Source organism: Pseudomonas sp. WC2401, assembly GCF_041200115.1.
GTDB classification, from domain to species: Bacteria; Pseudomonadota; Gammaproteobacteria; order Pseudomonadales; family Pseudomonadaceae; genus Aquipseudomonas; species Aquipseudomonas fragi.
This window is the reverse complement of sequence record NZ_CP165623.1, coordinates 1,106,892-1,125,461: the sequence shown is the minus strand read 5'-3', so window position 1 is coordinate 1,125,461 and position 18,570 is coordinate 1,106,892. Positions and strand designations below refer to the sequence as shown.

Genomic DNA, 18,570 nt, shown 5'->3' with positions numbered 1-18,570 from the left:
AGGTTTTTTATGCAGATCTATAAAGTTGGCGGTGCTGTACGCGATCGCCTGCTGGGCAAGCCTGTCACCGATATCGACTGGGTGGTGGTCGGCGCTACGGCCGAACAAATGCAGGCCCTTGGCTATCGCCCTGTCGGTTCGGACTTCCCGGTATTCCTTCACCCCAAAACCGGTGATGAATATGCGTTGGCGCGCACCGAACGTAAAAGTGGTCATGGCTATGGCGGCTTTGTTTTTCACGCCAGCCCCGACGTCACCCTCGAAGAAGACCTGATCCGTCGTGACCTGACCATCAATGCGATGGCCGAGGACGAGGCCGGCAACGTGACCGACCCTTATCATGGCCAGCGCGACCTTAAAGCCCGCATCTTGCGCCACGTTTCCCCCGCATTCGCCGAAGATCCACTCAGAGTGCTGCGCGTGGCCCGATTTGCTGCGCGCTACGCCAGCCTGGGTTTCAGCATCGCCCCCGAGACCCTGGAGCTGATGCGTCAATTGTCCCGCTCCGGCGAACTGCAAGCCTTGACCCCGGAGCGCTGCTGGAAGGAAATCTCCCGCGCCTTGATGGAAGATCAGCCGCAGGTCTTTATTCAAGTGCTGCGCAACTGTGACGCACTTGAAGTGCTGCTGCCCGAGGTCAACGCCCTGTTTGGCGTGCCGCAGCCCCCGGCCCATCACCCGGAAATCGACAGCGGCGTGCATACCCTCAGCGTGCTGGAGCAATCGGCCTTGCACAAACAGCCCCTAACGGTGCGCTGGGCTTGCCTGCTGCACGACCTGGGCAAGGGCCTGACCCCTGAAAAGGACTGGCCAAGGCACATTGCCCACGAGCACAAGGGGCTGCGCCTGATCAAGGCGGTCAATGACCGCTACAAGGTGCCGCGTGACTGCCAGGAACTGGCCCTGCTGGTGGGCGAATACCACACGCACGGCCATCGGGCCCTTGAACTCAAGGCTTCGACGCTTCTGGAGTTGCTGCAACGTTTTGACGTGTACCGGCGGCCGCAGCGGTTCGAGGAGTTTGTCGTGGCGTGCGAGATGGATGCCAAAGGGCGCCTGGGGCTGGAAGATCGCCCGTACCCGCAGGCTGACTACCTGCGCGGCGCGGCGCGGGCAGCCCTGGCGGTAGCGGTGCAGCCGCTGCTGGAGCAGGGTTTTAAAGGGCCTGAGCTGGGTGAGGCACTCAAGCGCGAACGGCTTAAGGCACTGCAAGCCTACAAGGATGCGGCGTAGCGCAAACCTTGTGGGAGCGGGCTTGCTCGCGATCAGGGCACCACGGTCTTTCAGACAGACCGCATCGACGCCATCGCGAGCAAGCCCGCTCCCACAAAAAAGGCGGCAACCTGCCGCCCATTCAAAAGGCTATCAGCCCGCCAGCAACTCCAGCGGCGTCAAGGACTCCCCCCGCCACTCGAAGGCTGCAGGCGCAAGCACCTGATCGATCTGCGCCTCAGCCCACAACTGCGCAAGGGGCTTGCCCACACCCGGGTGGATTTTGTCCGGAGCTATCAAAGACAGCGGCCACAACACAAAAGCATTCTTGAGAATTTCGGCACGCGGCAGGGTCAAGCCATCGAAATTACCCTCCAGATCGCCGTAAAACAACACGTCGATATCCAGGGGCAAACCCTTGCGATCTTGGGCGTAACGCCCGTTATCCGCCTCGATCAGCTTCAAACGTCGGCTTAACTCAACCAGCGGCAAATCGGTTTTCGCCGACACCACCAGATTGAAAAACGGCCCGCTCTTGATCCCTACCGGCTGGCTTTCGAACACGGGCGAACACTGCATGCCCAGCAAAAACCCGGCCAGCGCATCCAGACCCGCCTGCAGATGTGTTTCGCGCTCGACATTACTGCCCAGCCCAAGATAAATCCGAGTTAGCGACATCCGCGCTCAATCTCCACGCCCACCCCAGTGGCCGCCGCAACGGCGCCGGGCTTGGTCAGCTTGAGGTGCAGCCAGGGAATATTGAACTCGCTCATCAACACTTCGGCCAGACGCTCGGCGAAAGTTTCCACCAGCTGAAATTGAGCCTGCTCGGCAAACGCCTGAATGCGCGCGGATACACTCGCGTAATCCAAGGCCAGCGTCAGATCATCCCCAGCCGCAGCCGGGCGGTTATCCCACGCAAAACTCAGATCAAGGCGCAGGCACTGACGGATGCCACGTTCCCAGTCATAAGCACCGATAACGGTGTCAACTTCCAGGCCTTCGATAAACACTCTGTCCAAGCACTCTTCTCCGCAGCACGACAAGGGCGCAAAGCGCCGTTAGAATCAGGGCGTCCTCGCCCGGAATAGTTAGCATGTTTTGGTTACTGGCGATCCTCGCCTACCTGCTCGGCTCTCTGTCCTTTGCCATTTTGCTCAGCCGCCTGACGGGAACTCCCGACCCGCGAATGAGTGGTTCCGGCAATGCCGGCGCAACCAACATGTTGCGTCTGGCCGGCAAAAAACTTGCCGTCCTGACCTTGCTCGGCGACCTGTGCAAGGGGCTTTTGCCCGTCCTGCTGGCCAACCAACTGGATTTCTCTCTCCAGGACCAGGCCTGGATCGGCGGCTGCGCCGTTGTAGGCCATATGTACCCTGCCTACTTCCGCTTTCGCGGCGGCAAGGGTGTCGCCACGGCGGCCGGCATGCTGCTGGGGCTGTATCCGCCTGCCGCACTGCTGGCTGTCGCCGCATGGCTGCTGACCTTCCAGTTGACCCGTACCAGCTCGCTGGCGGCCCTGATCGCCACCCCCCTGACCCTGCCACTGCTGGCCTGGCAAGAGCCTGCCGCACTGCTGCCCATGAGCGCCTTGACGGCACTGATTGTCTGGCGCCACCGCGGCAATTTACGCGACCTGATGGCCGGGCGCGAACGGCATTTCTGAATCTTGCCCGTGAAAAATCTTCACCATTGTGCCAACCCTGTCATCACAGGGGCTGCAATTGCTCCATCGGCCAGCGTGCTTGCACGCTGATGGCCAATGTTTCGTGCTGGCCTGCCTGCAAGCGCTGGCAGCCGGCGAATGCGATCATCGCGCCGTTATCCGTGCAAAATTCCGGTCGGGCGTAATACACATTGCCCTTCATCTCACCGAGCATTTTCTCCAGCGAAACACGCAGCGCCTTGTTCGCACTCACCCCGCCGGCAATCACCAGGCGCTTCATGCCCGCATGCTTCAAGGCCCGCTTGCACTTGATGGTCAGCGTCTCGACCACCGCCTGCTGGAAGGCCAGGGAGATATCGCAACGGGTCTGCTCAGTATCGTCGCCCTCGGCCACGCAACGCTGCCAGGTGTTCAGGGCAAACGTCTTGAGGCCGCTGAAGCTGAACTGCAGGCCGGGACGATCGGTCATGGGTCGCGGGAACACAAAGCGCCCGGCAACGCCCTGAGCGGCCAGACGGGCGATCTCAGGGCCGCCGGGGTAGTTGAGCCCCATCATCTTCGCGGTCTTGTCAAACGCCTCACCCGCAGCATCGTCCAGGGTCTCGCCCAACAACTCGTATTGGCCGATGCCATCCACGCGAACCAGCTGCGTATGACCACCCGACACCAACAAAGCGACGAACGGAAACTCCGGAGGCTGTTCTTCCAGCATCGGAGCCAGCAAGTGACCTTCCATGTGGTGCACGCCGAGGGCCGGAATACCCCAGGCAAATGCCAGCGCCTGGGCGCAAGAAGCCCCAACCAGCAGGGCTCCGACCAATCCCGGGCCAGCCGTATAGGCAATCGCGTCAATCTCCGTAGGCACACAATCGGCCTCGGCCAGCACCTGACGAATCAAGGGCAGCATTCGCTTGACGTGATCCCGTGAAGCCAGCTCCGGCACCACACCGCCATAAGCGCGGTGCAGGTCGATCTGACTGAACAGTGCATCGGCCAAAAGCCCGCGTTCACTGTCGTATAGCGCGACGCCGGTTTCGTCGCAGGAGGTTTCTAATCCCAGTACTAGCATGGGTTTACGCCTTGTAGAGGCTAAATTCGAAGGCGCGCATAATAGTCGCCACTCCCGCCCCCGGCCAGCGGTTTTCGATCAGAGGCTTTGCATTCCGGGCGATGAGGGGTTAACATCCGCAACCCTTAAAAACCGACGTCTTCCAACGCGATTTTGCCTTGAGACGTTGACCCCGGTAATGAATGAAGGTAGCTCTGGATGCCAGCCGTCAAAGTAAAAGAGAACGAACCCTTCGACGTAGCTCTGCGTCGTTTCAAGCGCTCCTGCGAAAAAGCCGGTGTTCTGGCTGAAGTTCGCAGCCGCGAATTTTACGAGAAGCCGACTTCTGAGCGTAAGCGTAAAGCAGCAGCTGCTGTTAAGCGTCACGCGAAGAAAGTTCAGCGCGAGCAGCGCCGCGCCGTTCGTCTGTACTAATACACAGACGTTCGTTGCACGCTTCTGCCAAGCCCGGCCTAAAGCCGGGCCGTAGGCAGTTGTTGCAAGTTACATGCTTTATCGTCAAGGCCGCAGATGCGACCGCGACAAGCGTTACATCACGTCAGACCTGGCCTAATAGCCAGCGGTGCACGTCTTTACTGACGAGCCTTCCAAGGCTACCGACGCGCACACCTCTCTGATTTTCCTTAAAGACGATCAGCCCAAGGCACCTCTCCAGTGCCTGCTTATGAGCTATCCGAGACCAGCCATTGGTCAGTGCCGGACTCAGAGCGTGACATTTATCGATCCCATCGACTCTGGTTAATATGAGTAGAGCGGATTTCGACAGATACACTTCCCCGAAATAATTGAGCAGATACCGAGTGATCGAGCAGAGCTTTCGCCTGCACGCACGACGACCCAGCTCTTTATACGGACCCACTTCTGCGCAGTGATGACGAGAACGCCATGGCCGGGTTAATCCCCCAGAGCTTTATTGACGACCTTCTGAACCGTACCGATATCGTCGATGTCGTCAGCTCGCGCGTGCAAATGAAGAAAGCCGGCAAGAACTACACCGCCTGCTGCCCCTTCCACAAAGAAAAAACCCCGTCCTTCAGCGTAAGCCCCGACAAACAGTTCTATTACTGCTTTGGCTGCGGCGCTGGCGGCAACGCCCTCGGCTTTATCATGGACCACGACAACCTGGACTTCCCCCAGGCTGTCGAAGAACTGGCCAAAGCCGCCGGCATGGAAATCCCGCGAGAAGAAAGCGGTCGCCCACATAAACCACGGCAACCGACCGACTCACCGCTCTACCCTCTTCTGACTGCCGCTGCTGACTTTTATCGCCAGGCTCTAAAAAGCCATCCGGCACGCAAAGCAGCAGTGGACTACCTGAAGGGCCGAGGCCTGACGGGCGAAATAGCCCGCGACTTCGGTTTGGGCTTTGCGCCACCAGGCTGGGACAACCTCTACAAACACCTGAGCAGTGACACGCTGCAACAAAAAGCCATGATCGACGCCGGCCTGCTGGTGGAGAACGCCGAGACCGGCAAGCGTTACGACCGTTTTCGTGACCGAGTCATGTTTCCGATCCGCGACAGCCGCGGCCGTATCATTGCCTTTGGCGGCCGGGTGCTGGGCGACGACAAGCCCAAGTACCTGAACTCCCCGGAAACCCCGGTCTTTCACAAAGGCCAGGAACTGTACGGGCTGTTCGAGGCGCGCAAGTTCAACCGCAGCCTCGACGAAATCATCGTGGTGGAAGGCTATATGGACGTCATCGCCCTGGCCCAGCAAGGCCTGCGCAATGCTGTCGCGACCCTGGGTACCGCCACCAGCGAAGAACACATGAAGCGTCTGTTTCGCGTGGTGCCCAGCGTGTTGTTCTGCTTTGACGGCGACCAGGCGGGCCGCAATGCAGCCTGGCGCGCACTTGAAGCCACGCTGCCCTGCCTGCAGGACGGGCGTCGCGCCCGCTTCCTGTTCTTGCCCGAAGGCGAAGACCCGGACACCCTGGTGCGCTCCGAAGGCACCGACGCCTTCAAGGCCCGCATCAACCAGCATGCCCAGCCGCTGGCAGATTACTTTTTCCAGCAACTGACCGAAGAAGCCGACCCTCGCTCGCTCGAAGGCAAGGCCCACATGGCCACGCTGGCAGCACCGCTGATCGACAAGGTACCGGGCGCCAACCTGCGGGCCCTGATGCGCCAGCGCCTGAGCGAAATCACCGGCCTTACCAGTGAAACCGTCAGCCAGCTGGCGCAAAGCGCGCCGGCAAAAACCCAGGCACAGCCGGCCTACGATCCGGGTATCGATTACGATGCAATGCCCGACTACAGCGACTTCCAGCAACCGGACATGTACATCCCCCAACAGGAATGGACCCCGAAAAAGCCTGGCGCTGGCGGCAAAAAGTGGGAAAACAAGCCCTGGGACAAAAAAGGCAAGCGCGGCGGCGAACGCGAGCAGGCCTGGATCCCGGTAGGTGTTGAACCCCCCACCCTGACGGCCCTGCGCACCCTGTTGCATCATCCGCAACTGGCGAAAAAAGTTGAGGATGCCGGGCACTTTGCCGCAGAAGACCAGACTAACAATCAACTGCTGATTGCTCTGGTCGAGGCCGTACAGAAAAATCCTAAGCTAAGCTCTATTCAGCTACTGTCCCGTTGGCACGGCACTGAACAGGGCCGCTTGCTGCAAAGACTGCTGGAAAAGGAATGGCTAATTGATGCCGACAACCTTGAACAACAGTTTTTCGACACCATAACTAGCTTGTCAGCTCGCCAACGCGAGCGAAATCTTGAACAACTTCTTCGAAAAGCACGTCAAGGCGAGCTAAGTAGCGAGGAAAAAAATCAGTTACGCGACCTTCTAAGTCGCAATAATCCCGCATCAAACCCGACCTCAACTGGCGCGTGAGGTCATAGCTAAGGTATAATCCTCGGCTTGTTTTTTGCCCGCCAAGACCTTCAGTGGATAGGGTGTTATGTCCGGAAAAGCGCAACAGCAGTCTCGTATCAAAGAGTTGATCACCCTCGGCCGTGAGCAGAAGTATCTGACTTACGCAGAGGTCAACGACCACCTGCCCGAAGATATTTCAGATCCGGAGCAAGTGGAAGACATCATCCGCATGATTAATGACATGGGGATCCCCGTACACGAGAGTGCTCCGGATGCGGACGCCCTTATGTTGGCCGATGCCGACACCGACGAAGCAGCGGCTGAAGAAGCAGCTGCAGCGTTGGCGGCAGTAGAGACCGACATTGGTCGTACTACCGACCCTGTGCGCATGTATATGCGTGAAATGGGCACGGTAGAACTGCTGACACGTGAAGGCGAAATCGAAATCGCCAAGCGTATCGAAGAAGGCATCCGTGAAGTGATGGGCGCAATCGCGCACTTCCCAGGCACGGTTGACCATATTCTCTCCGAGTACACTCGCGTCACCACCGAAGGTGGCCGCCTGTCCGACGTTCTGAGCGGTTATATCGACCCGGACGACGGTATTGCGCCGCCCGCAGCCGAAGTGCCGCCTCCTGTCGACCCCAAGGTGAAAGCCGAAGGTGATGACGAAGAGGACGACAAGGAAGAGTCCAGCGAAGACGAGGAAGAGGTCGAAAGCGGCCCGGATCCGATCATCGCGGCCCAGCGTTTTGGCGCTGTTTCCGATCAGATGGAAATCGCTCGCAAGGCCCTGAAAAAGCATGGTCGTGGCAGCAAGCAGGCAATTGCCGAGCTGGTTGCACTGGCTGAGCTGTTCATGCCGATCAAGCTGGTCCCGAAGCAATTCGAAGGCCTGGTTGAACGTGTTCGCAGCGCCCTGGAGCGTTTGCGTGCCCAAGAGCGCGCCATCATGCAGCTGTGTGTGCGTGATGCACGCATGCCGCGTACCGATTTCCTGCGCCTGTTCCCGGGCAACGAAGTCGACGAAAGCTGGAGCGACGCGCTGGCCAAAGGCAAAAGCAAATACGCTGAAGCCATTGGTCGCCTGCAACCGGATATCATCCGTTGCCAGCAAAAGCTGTCTGCTCTTGAGGCCGAAACGGGCCTGAAGATTGCCGAGATCAAGGACATCAACCGTCGCATGTCGATCGGTGAGGCCAAGGCCCGCCGCGCGAAGAAAGAGATGGTTGAAGCCAACTTGCGTCTGGTGATCTCCATCGCCAAGAAGTACACCAACCGTGGCTTGCAGTTCCTCGATCTGATCCAGGAAGGCAACATCGGCTTGATGAAAGCGGTAGACAAGTTTGAATACCGCCGCGGCTACAAATTCTCGACTTATGCCACCTGGTGGATCCGTCAGGCGATCACTCGCTCGATCGCCGACCAGGCCCGCACCATCCGTATTCCGGTGCACATGATCGAGACGATCAACAAGCTCAACCGTATTTCCCGCCAGATGTTGCAGGAAATGGGCCGCGAACCGACCCCGGAAGAGCTGGGCGAACGCATGGAAATGCCTGAGGACAAAATCCGCAAGGTATTGAAGATCGCTAAAGAGCCGATCTCCATGGAAACCCCGATCGGTGATGACGAAGACTCCCATCTGGGTGACTTCATCGAAGACTCGACCATGCAGTCGCCAATCGATGTAGCTACCGTTGAGAGCCTTAAAGAAGCGACACGCGACGTACTCGGCGGCCTCACGGCGCGTGAAGCCAAGGTACTGCGCATGCGTTTCGGTATCGACATGAATACCGACCACACCCTTGAGGAGGTTGGTAAGCAGTTCGACGTTACCCGTGAGCGGATTCGCCAGATCGAAGCCAAGGCGCTGCGCAAGCTGCGCCACCCGACGCGAAGCGAGCATCTACGCTCCTTCCTCGACGAGTGACAACAAAACCCCCGGCCCTGCCGGGGGTTTTGCTTTAGCGCGAATTATTTCCTGCCCCTCCCCTCTGCCACAGCCCGACTACACTGGATGCATCCAGGTGTATTGAAGGGACGCGCATGTCACGCTTACTGGCCATCCTGCTACTGTCGCTTGTCGTATGGACCTCTGGCGCCCAAGCCCTGACGTTCACCGATGAAGAACAGCAGTGGCTCAAGGAGCATCCTGAACTGCTCCTGGGCATCGATACCACCTGGCCACCCTTTGAATTCCGTAACGCACAGGGCATCTACACAGGCCTGGCGGCCGACTATGTGAAACTGATCACCAACCAATTGGGTGTAAGCGTCAAGCAGGTCGCGGCATCGAACTGGAGCGAAGTGCTGGAGCAAACCAAGGATGGCAAACTCGACTGGCTACCCGGCATCATGTCGACACCCGAGCGCCAAAAGCGCCTGGCGTTTACCCGGCCCTATCTGGACTTCCCCATTGTCATCCTCGCCCACAAGGGCGGCGCGGCGCCTAAAAACATCCAGGAACTCTACGGCCTACGGGTTGGCGTAATCGAGAACTACGCCCCGCATGAGCTGCTGCGCACCCAACACCCCGACCTCAACATCGTCGCCCTGCCCAACGTCAGCTCGGCGTTGCAGGCCTTGGCCACAGACCAGGTAGATGCGATGGTGGGTGATCTGGCTTCCAGTGTATGGAGCCTGCGCCAGCTCAAACTTGATGGCCTGTACGTCAGCGGCGAAACCCCTTATCGCTTTCAACTGGCCATGGCCGTACCTAAAGACCAGACCGTCCTGCTGGGGCTGCTGGACAAAGTACTGGCCAATATCAGCCCCAGTGAAACCGAGCGCATTCAGCAGCACTGGGTCGGCAATATGAGCGACTATCGAACCCTGTGGCGCACCCTGCTGCTGTATATCCTGCCCGGCATACTGCTACTGGTGGTCGTGCTGATCGTGGTCATCCGCATTAACCGACGCCTGAGTTCCGAGATTGCCCAGCGCACAGCCCTCGAACAAGAACTGCGCAGCAGCGAAGATCATTACAAGGGCTTGATTGAAAGCCTTTCAGCCATCGCCTGGGAAGCGCGCCTGGACAACGACACCTACACCTATGTGTCCCCGCAGGCCGAAGCCTTGCTCGGTTATCCCGTCGCCGACTGGCTAGCCCCCGGATTCTGGAAGCGGGTCGTTCATCCCGATGACCTGCCCCGGATCCAGGCCTGGCGTAAAAAGGAGATCAGCGCAGGCCACGATCACAGCCTCGACTATCGCGTCATCACCGCAGAGGGCCACACCCTTTGGTTACGCGACATTGCCAGCATCACGACGCACCACCAACAGGCCGTGGTGCGCGGCCTGATGATCAATATCAGCGAAACCAAGCAGACCGAAGAAGCCTTGCTCCTTTCCGAAGAAAAGTTTGCCAAAGCGTTTCACGCATCCCTTGATGGCTTGTTGCTCAGTCGTCAGAGCGATGGCCTGATTATCGAGATAAACGAAGGCTTCAGCCGCCTCATCGGCTATGACAGTGCCAGCGCCCTGTACCACTCAACGCTGGAACTGCAATTGTGGGTCGACCCCCAGGAGCGTCGTAACCTGCTCGCGATCCTGGAAAAAAACGGCTTTGTGCGCGACTTCACCTGCCATATCCGGCACAAGGAAGGGCAAGTGCGTCTTTGTGAAATCTCCAGTTACCCGCTGCTGATCGGCGCCGACGACTGCATCTTGACCATCGTCCACGACATTACCGAGCGCCACCAGATGCAGGAAAAACTTCTGCAAACAGCCACCGTATTCGACAGTACGGCCGAAGGCATTATCTTTACCGATCCCGAGCAAAAAATTACGGCTGTAAACCGGGCCTTCAGCGAAATTACCGGTTACTCCGAAAGTGAAGTACTGGGCCAGACGCCGCGCATCCTGGCCTCTGGCCGGCACGACAAACTGTTCTTTGCGTCCATGTGGTACCAGCTGTCGAGCGCTGACAACTGGCAGGGCGAAATCTGCAACAGACGCAAAAACGGAGAAACTTACCCCAGCTGGATGACCATCAGCGCCGTGCGCAATAACACTGATGTGGTGACACATTTTGTGGCCGTGTTTTCTGATATTTCCACCCTCAAACAGGCCCAGGAACGCCTTGATCACCAGGCCCACCACGACCCGCTGACCAACCTTCCCAACCGTTTACTGTTTGAAAGCCGGGTGCGCCAGATTCTCAGCGACCAACGACGCAACGATCAATACAGCGCCGTGCTGTTCCTGGACCTTGATCGCTTCAAGAACATCAATGACAGCCTCGGCCATCCAGTGGGTGACCAGTTGCTCAAGGGCATCGCGACCCGCCTGACGGAGCAGCTGCGCGACATCGATACGGTTGCCCGCCTTGGCGGTGACGAATTTATCGTGCTGTTGCCTGGGCTTAAACACCCGGACGATGCGCAGATGATTGCCGAAAAACTGCTGGGCAGTTTCAACGAGCCTTTCCTGACCGACGAAAGCGAACTGTTTATCAGCGCCAGCATCGGCATCAGCGTTTACCCGGATGATGGCGATGACGTGGCCACACTGATCAAGAATGCCGATATCGCGATGTACCACTCCAAACTCAAAGGGCGCAATCGCGTCGAACGCTACAGCCACGACCTCAACTCCCAGACCAGCGCCCGAATTCTTCTGGGGCAAGAGCTGCGCCGCGCCCTGGAGCGTGGCCAGGTATCACTGCTGTACCAACCCAAAGTCCGCTTGCGCGACCACACGCTGGCGGGCGCCGAAGCACTGCTGCACTGGAATCACCCTCTACTCGGAGGAATCTCACATGAGCGCTTGATTCATCTGGCCGAAGAAAACGGCATGATCATACAAATCGGCGACTGGATGTTGGAACGTGCATGTCAGCAATTATGCTCATGGAATCAGCTGTACAAGCCCTTTGGACCGATTTCGGTCAACCTTGCCAGCGCTCAATTGCACCAGCCGGGACTGATGGCGCACATTCAGCACCTGCTCGAAACCTGCAGGCTCAAACCCGAGAGCCTGAAACTGAAAATCACCGAAACCTTTCTTACTGGCCAGACCGAAGAAGCGTTTGACGCCTTACACCGGCTCAAGCAACTGGGGGTAAAACTGTCCATCGACAACTTCGGCACCGGCAACTCGTCCCTCAGCTACCTCAAACGCTTGCCGCTGGATACGCTGAAAATCGACCCGTCATTTGTGCATGGCTTGCCCGACGACAGCCATGATGCTGCCATTGTGCATGCCATCATCGCGCTGGGGCACAGCATGCACTTCTCCATCATTGCCGACGGCGTTCAAACCCGGGAGCAACAGGTATTTCTGGCGCAAGCAGGTTGCGAACTGATCCAGGGCGAGATCGTCAGCCCGCCGTTGCTGCCCGAAAATTTCGCAGCGAGCTTTCTTCACCTCGCAATTTCAGATCTTTCGGATAGCACTACTTAGAATCCGTCGTTATAATCCGCGACCTACTGAGGGCCTATAGCTCAGTTGGTTAGAGCAGGGGACTCATAATCCCTTGGTCGTAGGTTCGAGTCCTACTGGGCCCACCATACTCAAAGCCGCGCACTGCGCGGCTTTTGTGTTTCCGGGGTTTGGGGTTTTGCTTTTCTAAGCGCCCAGAAAACCGGTTTCCGTCCACAAAACGTCCACAGCCAATCCTGTAGCCTCTGCGCTACTGGCCGCGTATCCCGGGTTAGTCCGTACGCCTGTTACCAGCATGATCAGCTCAAATAGTAAGCCGAATTAGCTCATTAATCGGCTCACAAAAGATAAACTCCAAGACTGCCAAACACGCTCATCCCCTCCCATGGAGCCACCCTTGCCTGACACCCGCCCCCCTGCACTGGATGAAATCGACCGTCAATTGATCGCGGCCTTGCAGCTCAATGCCCGGGAAAGCGTGGCAATGCTGGCACGCCAATTGGGGATTGCCCGCACCACGGTGACCTCACGGCTGGCGCGGCTGGAGAAAACCGGAGTTATTACCGGCTACGGAGTCCGCCTGGGCCAGCGCCTGATTGATGGCGGCCTGCAGGCTTATGTCGGGATTACCGTGCAGCCACGCTCCGGCAAAGAGGTCGTGCGCCGCTTGAGCGCAATGGCTCAGGTGCAGCAGCTGTGCGCAGTCAGTGGCGAATTCGATTATGTGGCCTGGTTGCGCAGCGACTCGCCCGAGCAACTTGACCAGTTGCTTGATCAAATCGGCAGTGTCGAAGGCGTCGAAAAAACCACCACCTCCATCATCCTCAGCAGCAAAGTTGATCGCGGATAAGTCATTTCGACTGCCACTCTCGTCATATTGACCAAACAAAAGCCATAACGACGACACTTTGCGTCTTATTTACGTGTTCTGCGCTGCCTATCATGGTGCCTGTCTTTTTCTATACTCAAGGTTACGCTTGGGTCGCCAGCAAGGTCAGCCATGAACAAGAATAATCGCCACCCTGTCGACGGTAAAAAACCCGTCACCATCTTCGGCCCGGACTTCCCGTTTGCCTTCGATGACTGGATCGAACATCCCGCTGGCCTGGGCAGTATTCCCACACACAAACTTGGCGCTGAAGTGGCGATTGTCGGCGCCGGCATGGCCGGGATGGTGGCGGCCTACGAGCTGATGAAGCTGGGCCTCAAGCCCGTGGTGTATGAAGCCTCGAAAATGGGCGGACGCCTGCGCTCGCAAGCCTTTGAAGGCAGTGAAGGGGTGATTGCCGAACTGGGCGGCATGCGCTTTCCGGTGTCGTCCACGGCGTTCTACCACTATGTGGACAAGCTGGGGCTGGAGACCCAACCCTTCCCCAACCCGCTAACCCCTGCGTCGGGCAGTACGGTCATCGATCTCGAAGGCCAGACGTTCTACGCCCAAAAACTGGCGGACCTGCCTGCGCTATTTCAAGAAGTGGCTGACGCCTGGGCAGACGCCCTGGAAGAAGGTTCGCGCTTTGGCGATATTCAGCAAGCCATCCGTGACCGTGACGTCCCTCGCCTCAAAGAGCTGTGGAACACCCTGGTTCCACTGTGGGACGACCGCACGTTCTACGACTTCGTCGCCACGTCCAAGGCCTTCGCCAAGCTGTCCTTCCAGCACCGCGAAGTGTTTGGCCAGGTCGGTTTTGGCACCGGCGGATGGGACTCGGACTTCCCCAACTCGATGCTGGAAATCTTCCGCGTGGTGATGACCAACTGCGACGACCATCAGCATCTGGTGGTGGGCGGTGTCGAGCAGGTGCCACTGGGGATCTGGCGTCATGCCCCCGAGCGCTGTGCCCACTGGCCTGCAGGCACCAGCCTGAGTTCGCTGCACAACGGCGCGCCGCGTACCGGGGTCAAGGCCATCTCTCGTGCAGCGGACGGGATGTTTTCCGTCACTGACATTCTTGGTGTCACACGCCCCTACGAGGCCGTGCTGGTCACCTGCCAGAGCTGGCTGCTGACCACCCAGATCGAATGCGAAGAGTCGCTGTTCTCGCAAAAACTGTGGATGGCCCTGGACCGGACGCGCTACATGCAATCGTCGAAAACCTTCGTTATGGTCGACCGCCCGTTCTGGAAAGACAAAGACCCGGAAACCGGCCGCGACCTGATGAGCATGACCCTCACCGATCGCCTGACCCGCGGCACTTACCTGTTCGACAACGGTGACGATAAGCCGGGGGTTATTTGCCTGTCGTACTCGTGGATGAGCGATGCGCTGAAAATGCTCCCGCACCCTGTGGAAAAGCGCGTGAAGCTGGCCCTCGACTCACTGAAAAAGATTTATCCGAAGGTGGATATCGCCAGCCGTATCATCGGCGACCCGATCACCATTTCGTGGGAAGCCGACCCGCATTTCCTGGGGGCCTTCAAGGGCGCCCTGCCGGGGCATTACCGCTACAACCAGCGGATGTACGCGCATTTCATGCAGCAGGACATGCCCGGCGAACAGCGCGGTATTTTTATTGCCGGTGATGATGTGTCGTGGACCCCGGCCTGGGTCGAAGGCGCGGTGCAGACTTCATTAAACGCAGTGTGGGGGATCATGACGCACTTTGGCGGCAGCACCCATGCCGAGAACCCGGGGCCAGGCGATGTGTTCCACGAAATCGGCCCGATTGCCCTGCCGGATTGACGCCGGAGGGTGAATTAATTCCAGTGGGAGCGGGCTTGCTCGCGATGGTAGCGCTGAGGTTTATCTGACAGACCGCGTCGCCTGCATCGCAGGCAAGCCAGCTCCCACAGGCAATGCGTTGCCAGCAGAGTTCACAGCCTGCCACACAAACAGTCAACACCAGGAGAACCCCATGCGCGTCGCCCTTTACCAATGCCGGCCTCTGCCATTGGATGTCGCGGGCAATCTGCAGCGTTTGCGTGAAATTGCCCAGCAAGCCGAGGGCATCGACCTGCTGGTGCTACCCGAAATGTTCCTTACCGGCTACAACATTGGCTCCCAGGCCGTAGCCGAACTCGCACAAGCCCACGACGGCGACGCCGCACAGCAGATTGCCCAACTGGCCAAAGCCACTGGCATGGCCATCGTCTACGGCTACCCCGAGCGCGGTGCAGACGGGCATATCTACAACAGTGCACAGTTGATCGACGGCCACGGCCAAAGCCTGTGCAACTACCGCAAAACCCACCTGTTCGGCGAACTTGATCATTCGATGTTCAGCAAAGGCCCCGACTCATTCCCGGTCATTGAACTCAATGGCTGGAAGCTCGGGCTGCTGATCTGCTACGACCTCGAATTCCCGGAAAACACCCGCCGGCTGGCCCTCGCCGGAGCTGAAGTGATTGTGGTGCCCACCGCCAACATGGTGCCCTACGACTTTATCGCTGATGTCACCGTGCGTTGCCGCGCCTTCGAAAATCAGTGCTATGTGGCCTATGCCAACTACTGTGGCCATGAAGACGAGATCCATTACTGCGGCCAAAGCAGCATCGCCGCACCCAACGGCAAGCAGATTGCGTTGGCCGGCCAGGACGAGACCCTGCTGGTTGCAACGCTGCAACGCCAACAGCTGGCTGATGCCAAAACCGGCAATTTCTACCTCGCAGACCGTCGCCCCGAGCTATATGGCGAGCTGAGCAAGCGTTAAATCCGCTAGCATGAGCGCTTCTCTGTTCCGGAAGTGCCCATGCCTGCGCTGAATCACCCTCACACCCAACGTCTGACGCTTGAAAACGGTCTGACCCTCTGCGTGCGCCATGAGCCGCGCCTCAAGCGCTGCGCGGCCGTTCTACGGGTCGCCGCAGGCAGCCACGACGTGCCCGCTGCCTGGCCCGGCCTCGCGCACTTCCTGGAACACTTGCTGTTTCTGGGCACTGAACGCTTTGCGGCGGCAGACAACCTGATGGCCTGGGTGCAGCGCCACGGCGGGCAGGTAAATGCGAAAACCTGCGAGCGCCATACCGACTTCTTTTTCGAACTTCCACCGGGTGCCTTTGCAGGCGGCCTTGAGCGCTTGTGCGACATGCTCGCCCACCCGCGCATGAACCTGGCTGACCAACTGCGTGAACGTGAAGTGCTGCACGCCGAATTTATCGCCTGGGCCCGTGAGCCTTTGGCGCAGCGCGAGATCAAACTGTTCCAGGCATTGAACCCGGCCCATCCGATTCGGGCATTCCATGCCGGCAACCGTTACAGCCTGCCCGTACCGCGGGCGAATTTTCAGCAAGCCCTGAAAGATTTCTACCAAAGGTTCTATCAGGCCGGGCAAATGACCTTAAGCCTGAGCGGCCCGTCAGCTCCCTCTGAGCTGATCACCCTGGCCGAGCACAGCAGCGCGGTGTTACGCCCCGGCAAAGCCGTGCCACAAGCCGATGCGCCTGCCTTGATGACCGGCCAGCAGCACTATCAACATATCGACGGCCCGCGCCTGAGCCTGGTGTTTGCCCTGGAACATTTGCCACCAGAGTCTGAAAAGGCGCTGGAATTCCTGTGCCACTGGATCAATGCCGACAAAGCCGGTGGCCTGTACGCACAGTTAAGCCAGCAGCAGCTGATTGACACTCTCAAGGCCACGCCGCTCTACCACTTCAACGGCCAGGCACTGCTGCACGTTGAGTTCACCGCAGCCACTGATATTGCCCCGCACGCCACACTCATCAGCGACACCTTCCATGACTGGCTGGGGTTTTTTCGGGCACAGCAGGATTGGCCGGCGCTACGCGAGGAATTGCGCCTGCTGCAGCAACGTCAGCAAGATACCTGCAGCGCTCTGGAGCTGGCTCGAAGTGACTGTAAGCAATATGTACCCGGCTTGTCGGATCAAGGTGTAACAACCCTCAAGACCGTGCTTGCACAGTTGCAGCCAGAGGCGTTGCAGCCATCGCAACATGTCTGGCAACTGCCTGCGCCCAACCCGTTTCTGCAACCGCCGAAGGAGCCCGCCAGTGCCGGCCTGATTCGTGGGCAAACCAGCGCTCACCGAGGTTTGCGCACCTTTGCCCAGGACCGCTTACGCAGCCGTCGCGACCTTTCAGCGATGCGTTTTAGCACCGCGCTGCCAAGCCTGGGCGGCGAAGCCGCGGTTTACCTGCGTTGGCGTTTCCCCGCTAAGCCTGCATACAACCCGTTGCCTGCACTGGAAAACAGCCTGCGTGCACTGATCCTGGATGCTCGCCATGCCGGCGTCGAACTGTCACTCAACGCACTGGGCAATGACTGGCTGCTAAAAATGCACGGCTACCACGCGCCGATGCCCGCGATTCTGGAGCAGGCCTTGCGCACACTCAGCGCTCCCGTCGAGCCGTCCACCCCGTCAGCTGACGCTACATTGATGCCGATTCGCCAACTGCTCAAGCGCCTGCCTGAACTGGTCCAGCCGGTGGAGGAAGCAACCCTGCCACACGACTGGGCCAATGCTCGCTGGGACGGTTTGGCAGTGGGTTTGCCCGGCGCCACCCAGGCCCTGATCACCCCCGTTCTGAACAAAGTACCCGGCACCGCGGACGCACAACTGGCACAGCAAACCCGGCTCCCGGCCCAAAGCCATTGGTACACCGAGCCTTGCGACTCCAGCGAACACGCATTGCTCCTGTTTTGCCCGGCTCCCGAGGCAACACTGGCCGACGAAGCGGCCTGGCGCCTGCTCGCCCACATTGCGCAAACCCCGTTCTATCAACGCCTGCGGGTTGAACTGCAACTGGGCTACGCGGTGTTCAGCGGTCTGCGCCAGATCAACGGTCAAACCGGCCTGCTATTGGGTGTGCAATCACCCCACACCTCAACGACGCAAATCTTCGAACACATTCAGGGTTTCCTCGCGCATTTGCCAGACCTGGTCTCGGAACTGGATGAAATATCTTTCACCCAGGCCCGCGCTGCCCTGGCACAACAATTCTCGATCGAGGCCCTGGGCGTGTCTCAAGCCAGTGAATTGCTGTGGCAAGCCACGTTGGCCGGCCACCCGTCGGATTACCTCACAGCCCTCTATCCCGCCCTTATGGCGCTGGACCAAGGCACTACACTCAAGGCTGCACGGCAAATCAGCCAGGCCGACAGCCGCTGGTTGTGTGTGGCCACAAGCCCGCCAACTGAAACGTTTTATCCCGGGAGAAGCTGATCGTTACCAACCGTGCAATGAGCTTTCTTCGACTTCGGGCGTTCAAAAAGCGTCAAATTTAGTAACATAGCCACCTAAGCGTTTGAACATCTCCTTCGGGAGCTGGACTAATCAAGAGACACCACTCACCCACCCGCTGAAGGAGTCACATTATGGCTTGGACTAAACCTGCTTACACCGACCTGCGTATTGGCTTTGAAGTCACCATGTACTTCGCTAGCCGTTGATCTGCGTCTTCACTGAGCAGAGCAACCCAACGCCTCGGTTCGCCGGGGCGTTTTTATTTTCAGATTTGC

General features: G+C 58.8%; 14 protein-coding genes and 1 tRNA gene. 12 read left to right on the top strand and 3 right to left on the bottom strand.

What is annotated here, in order from left to right; genetic code table 11:
* Positions 1-9: 9 nt before the first annotated feature.
* Entirely contained in the window at positions 10-1,233 is a 1,224-nt protein-coding gene (locus tag AB3G35_RS05055) for a multifunctional CCA addition/repair protein (RefSeq protein WP_169909726.1), read from the top strand.
* A gap of 132 nt (positions 1,234-1,365) precedes the next feature.
* Here the strand turns inward: AB3G35_RS05055 and folK are convergent, their stop codons facing one another.
* Positions 1,366-1,890, bottom strand: a complete 525-nt coding sequence (folK, locus tag AB3G35_RS05050) for a 2-amino-4-hydroxy-6-hydroxymethyldihydropteridine diphosphokinase (protein ID WP_169884702.1) — start codon at positions 1,888-1,890, stop codon at positions 1,366-1,368.
* Positions 1,881-2,234, bottom strand: a complete 354-nt coding sequence (folB, locus tag AB3G35_RS05045) for a dihydroneopterin aldolase (RefSeq protein WP_029611601.1) — start codon at positions 2,232-2,234, stop codon at positions 1,881-1,883. Before folB ends, folK begins: the two co-directional genes overlap by 10 nt.
* 74 nt (positions 2,235-2,308) lie before the next feature.
* Here folB and plsY point away from each other — a divergent pair, with 74 nt between their 5' ends.
* Positions 2,309-2,878 carry a glycerol-3-phosphate 1-O-acyltransferase PlsY gene (plsY, locus tag AB3G35_RS05040; protein WP_083369745.1) on the top strand — a complete coding sequence of 190 codons (570 nt, stop codon included), beginning with the start codon at positions 2,309-2,311 and terminating at the stop codon, positions 2,876-2,878.
* Positions 2,879-2,921: 43 nt separating this feature from the next.
* Here plsY and tsaD read toward each other — a convergent pair whose 3' ends face one another.
* A complete protein-coding gene (gene tsaD, locus AB3G35_RS05035) occupies positions 2,922-3,947 on the bottom strand; it encodes a tRNA (adenosine(37)-N6)-threonylcarbamoyltransferase complex transferase subunit TsaD (RefSeq protein ID WP_086795725.1) in 1,026 nt (341 codons plus the stop codon).
* Positions 3,948-4,145: 198 nt separating this feature from the next.
* Between tsaD and rpsU the strand changes: the two genes are divergently transcribed.
* The 10 genes from rpsU to pqqA all read left to right on the top strand — a co-directional run bounded on the left by rpsU (position 4,146) and on the right by pqqA (position 18,501).
* The gene (rpsU, locus tag AB3G35_RS05030; protein ID WP_002551877.1) at positions 4,146-4,361 is read left to right on the top strand and encodes a 30S ribosomal protein S21; all 216 of its coding nucleotides are present in this window, start codon (positions 4,146-4,148) and stop codon (positions 4,359-4,361) included.
* 471 nt (positions 4,362-4,832) lie between these two features.
* Positions 4,833-6,788 (top strand): DNA primase, encoded by a 1,956-nt coding sequence (dnaG, locus tag AB3G35_RS05025; protein ID WP_083369744.1) that lies wholly within the window; start codon positions 4,833-4,835, stop codon positions 6,786-6,788.
* 67 nt (positions 6,789-6,855) lie between these two features.
* On the top strand, positions 6,856-8,703 hold the full coding sequence (gene rpoD / locus AB3G35_RS05020) for an RNA polymerase sigma factor RpoD (protein WP_016782443.1): 1,848 nt from the start codon (positions 6,856-6,858) through the stop codon (positions 8,701-8,703).
* Positions 8,704-8,819: 116 nt separating this feature from the next.
* A complete protein-coding gene (locus tag AB3G35_RS05015) occupies positions 8,820-12,176 on the top strand; it encodes a bifunctional diguanylate cyclase/phosphodiesterase (protein WP_016782444.1) in 3,357 nt (1,118 codons plus the stop codon).
* 30 nt (positions 12,177-12,206) lie between these two features.
* A tRNA-Ile gene (locus AB3G35_RS05010) sits at positions 12,207-12,283 on the top strand.
* A 269-nt stretch (positions 12,284-12,552) separates the two neighbouring features.
* Positions 12,553-13,005 carry an Lrp/AsnC family transcriptional regulator gene (locus AB3G35_RS05005; protein ID WP_095037223.1) on the top strand — a complete coding sequence of 151 codons (453 nt, stop codon included), beginning with the start codon at positions 12,553-12,555 and terminating at the stop codon, positions 13,003-13,005.
* Positions 13,006-13,155: 150 nt separating this feature from the next.
* Complete coding sequence (locus AB3G35_RS05000; protein WP_106115581.1) at positions 13,156-14,838, top strand: NAD(P)/FAD-dependent oxidoreductase; 1,683 nt, start codon at positions 13,156-13,158, stop codon at positions 14,836-14,838.
* Positions 14,839-15,010: 172 nt separating this feature from the next.
* Positions 15,011-15,805, top strand: a complete 795-nt coding sequence (locus AB3G35_RS04995; protein ID WP_369782358.1) for a carbon-nitrogen hydrolase family protein — start codon at positions 15,011-15,013, stop codon at positions 15,803-15,805.
* A gap of 39 nt (positions 15,806-15,844) precedes the next feature.
* The gene (pqqF, locus tag AB3G35_RS04990; protein WP_369782357.1) at positions 15,845-18,274 is read left to right on the top strand and encodes a pyrroloquinoline quinone biosynthesis protein PqqF; all 2,430 of its coding nucleotides are present in this window, start codon (positions 15,845-15,847) and stop codon (positions 18,272-18,274) included.
* Between the two features lie 152 nt (positions 18,275-18,426).
* Positions 18,427-18,501, top strand: coding sequence for a pyrroloquinoline quinone precursor peptide PqqA (pqqA, locus tag AB3G35_RS04985; protein WP_003444522.1), 75 nt, complete (start codon positions 18,427-18,429; stop codon positions 18,499-18,501).
* Positions 18,502-18,570: the final 69 nt, after the last annotated feature.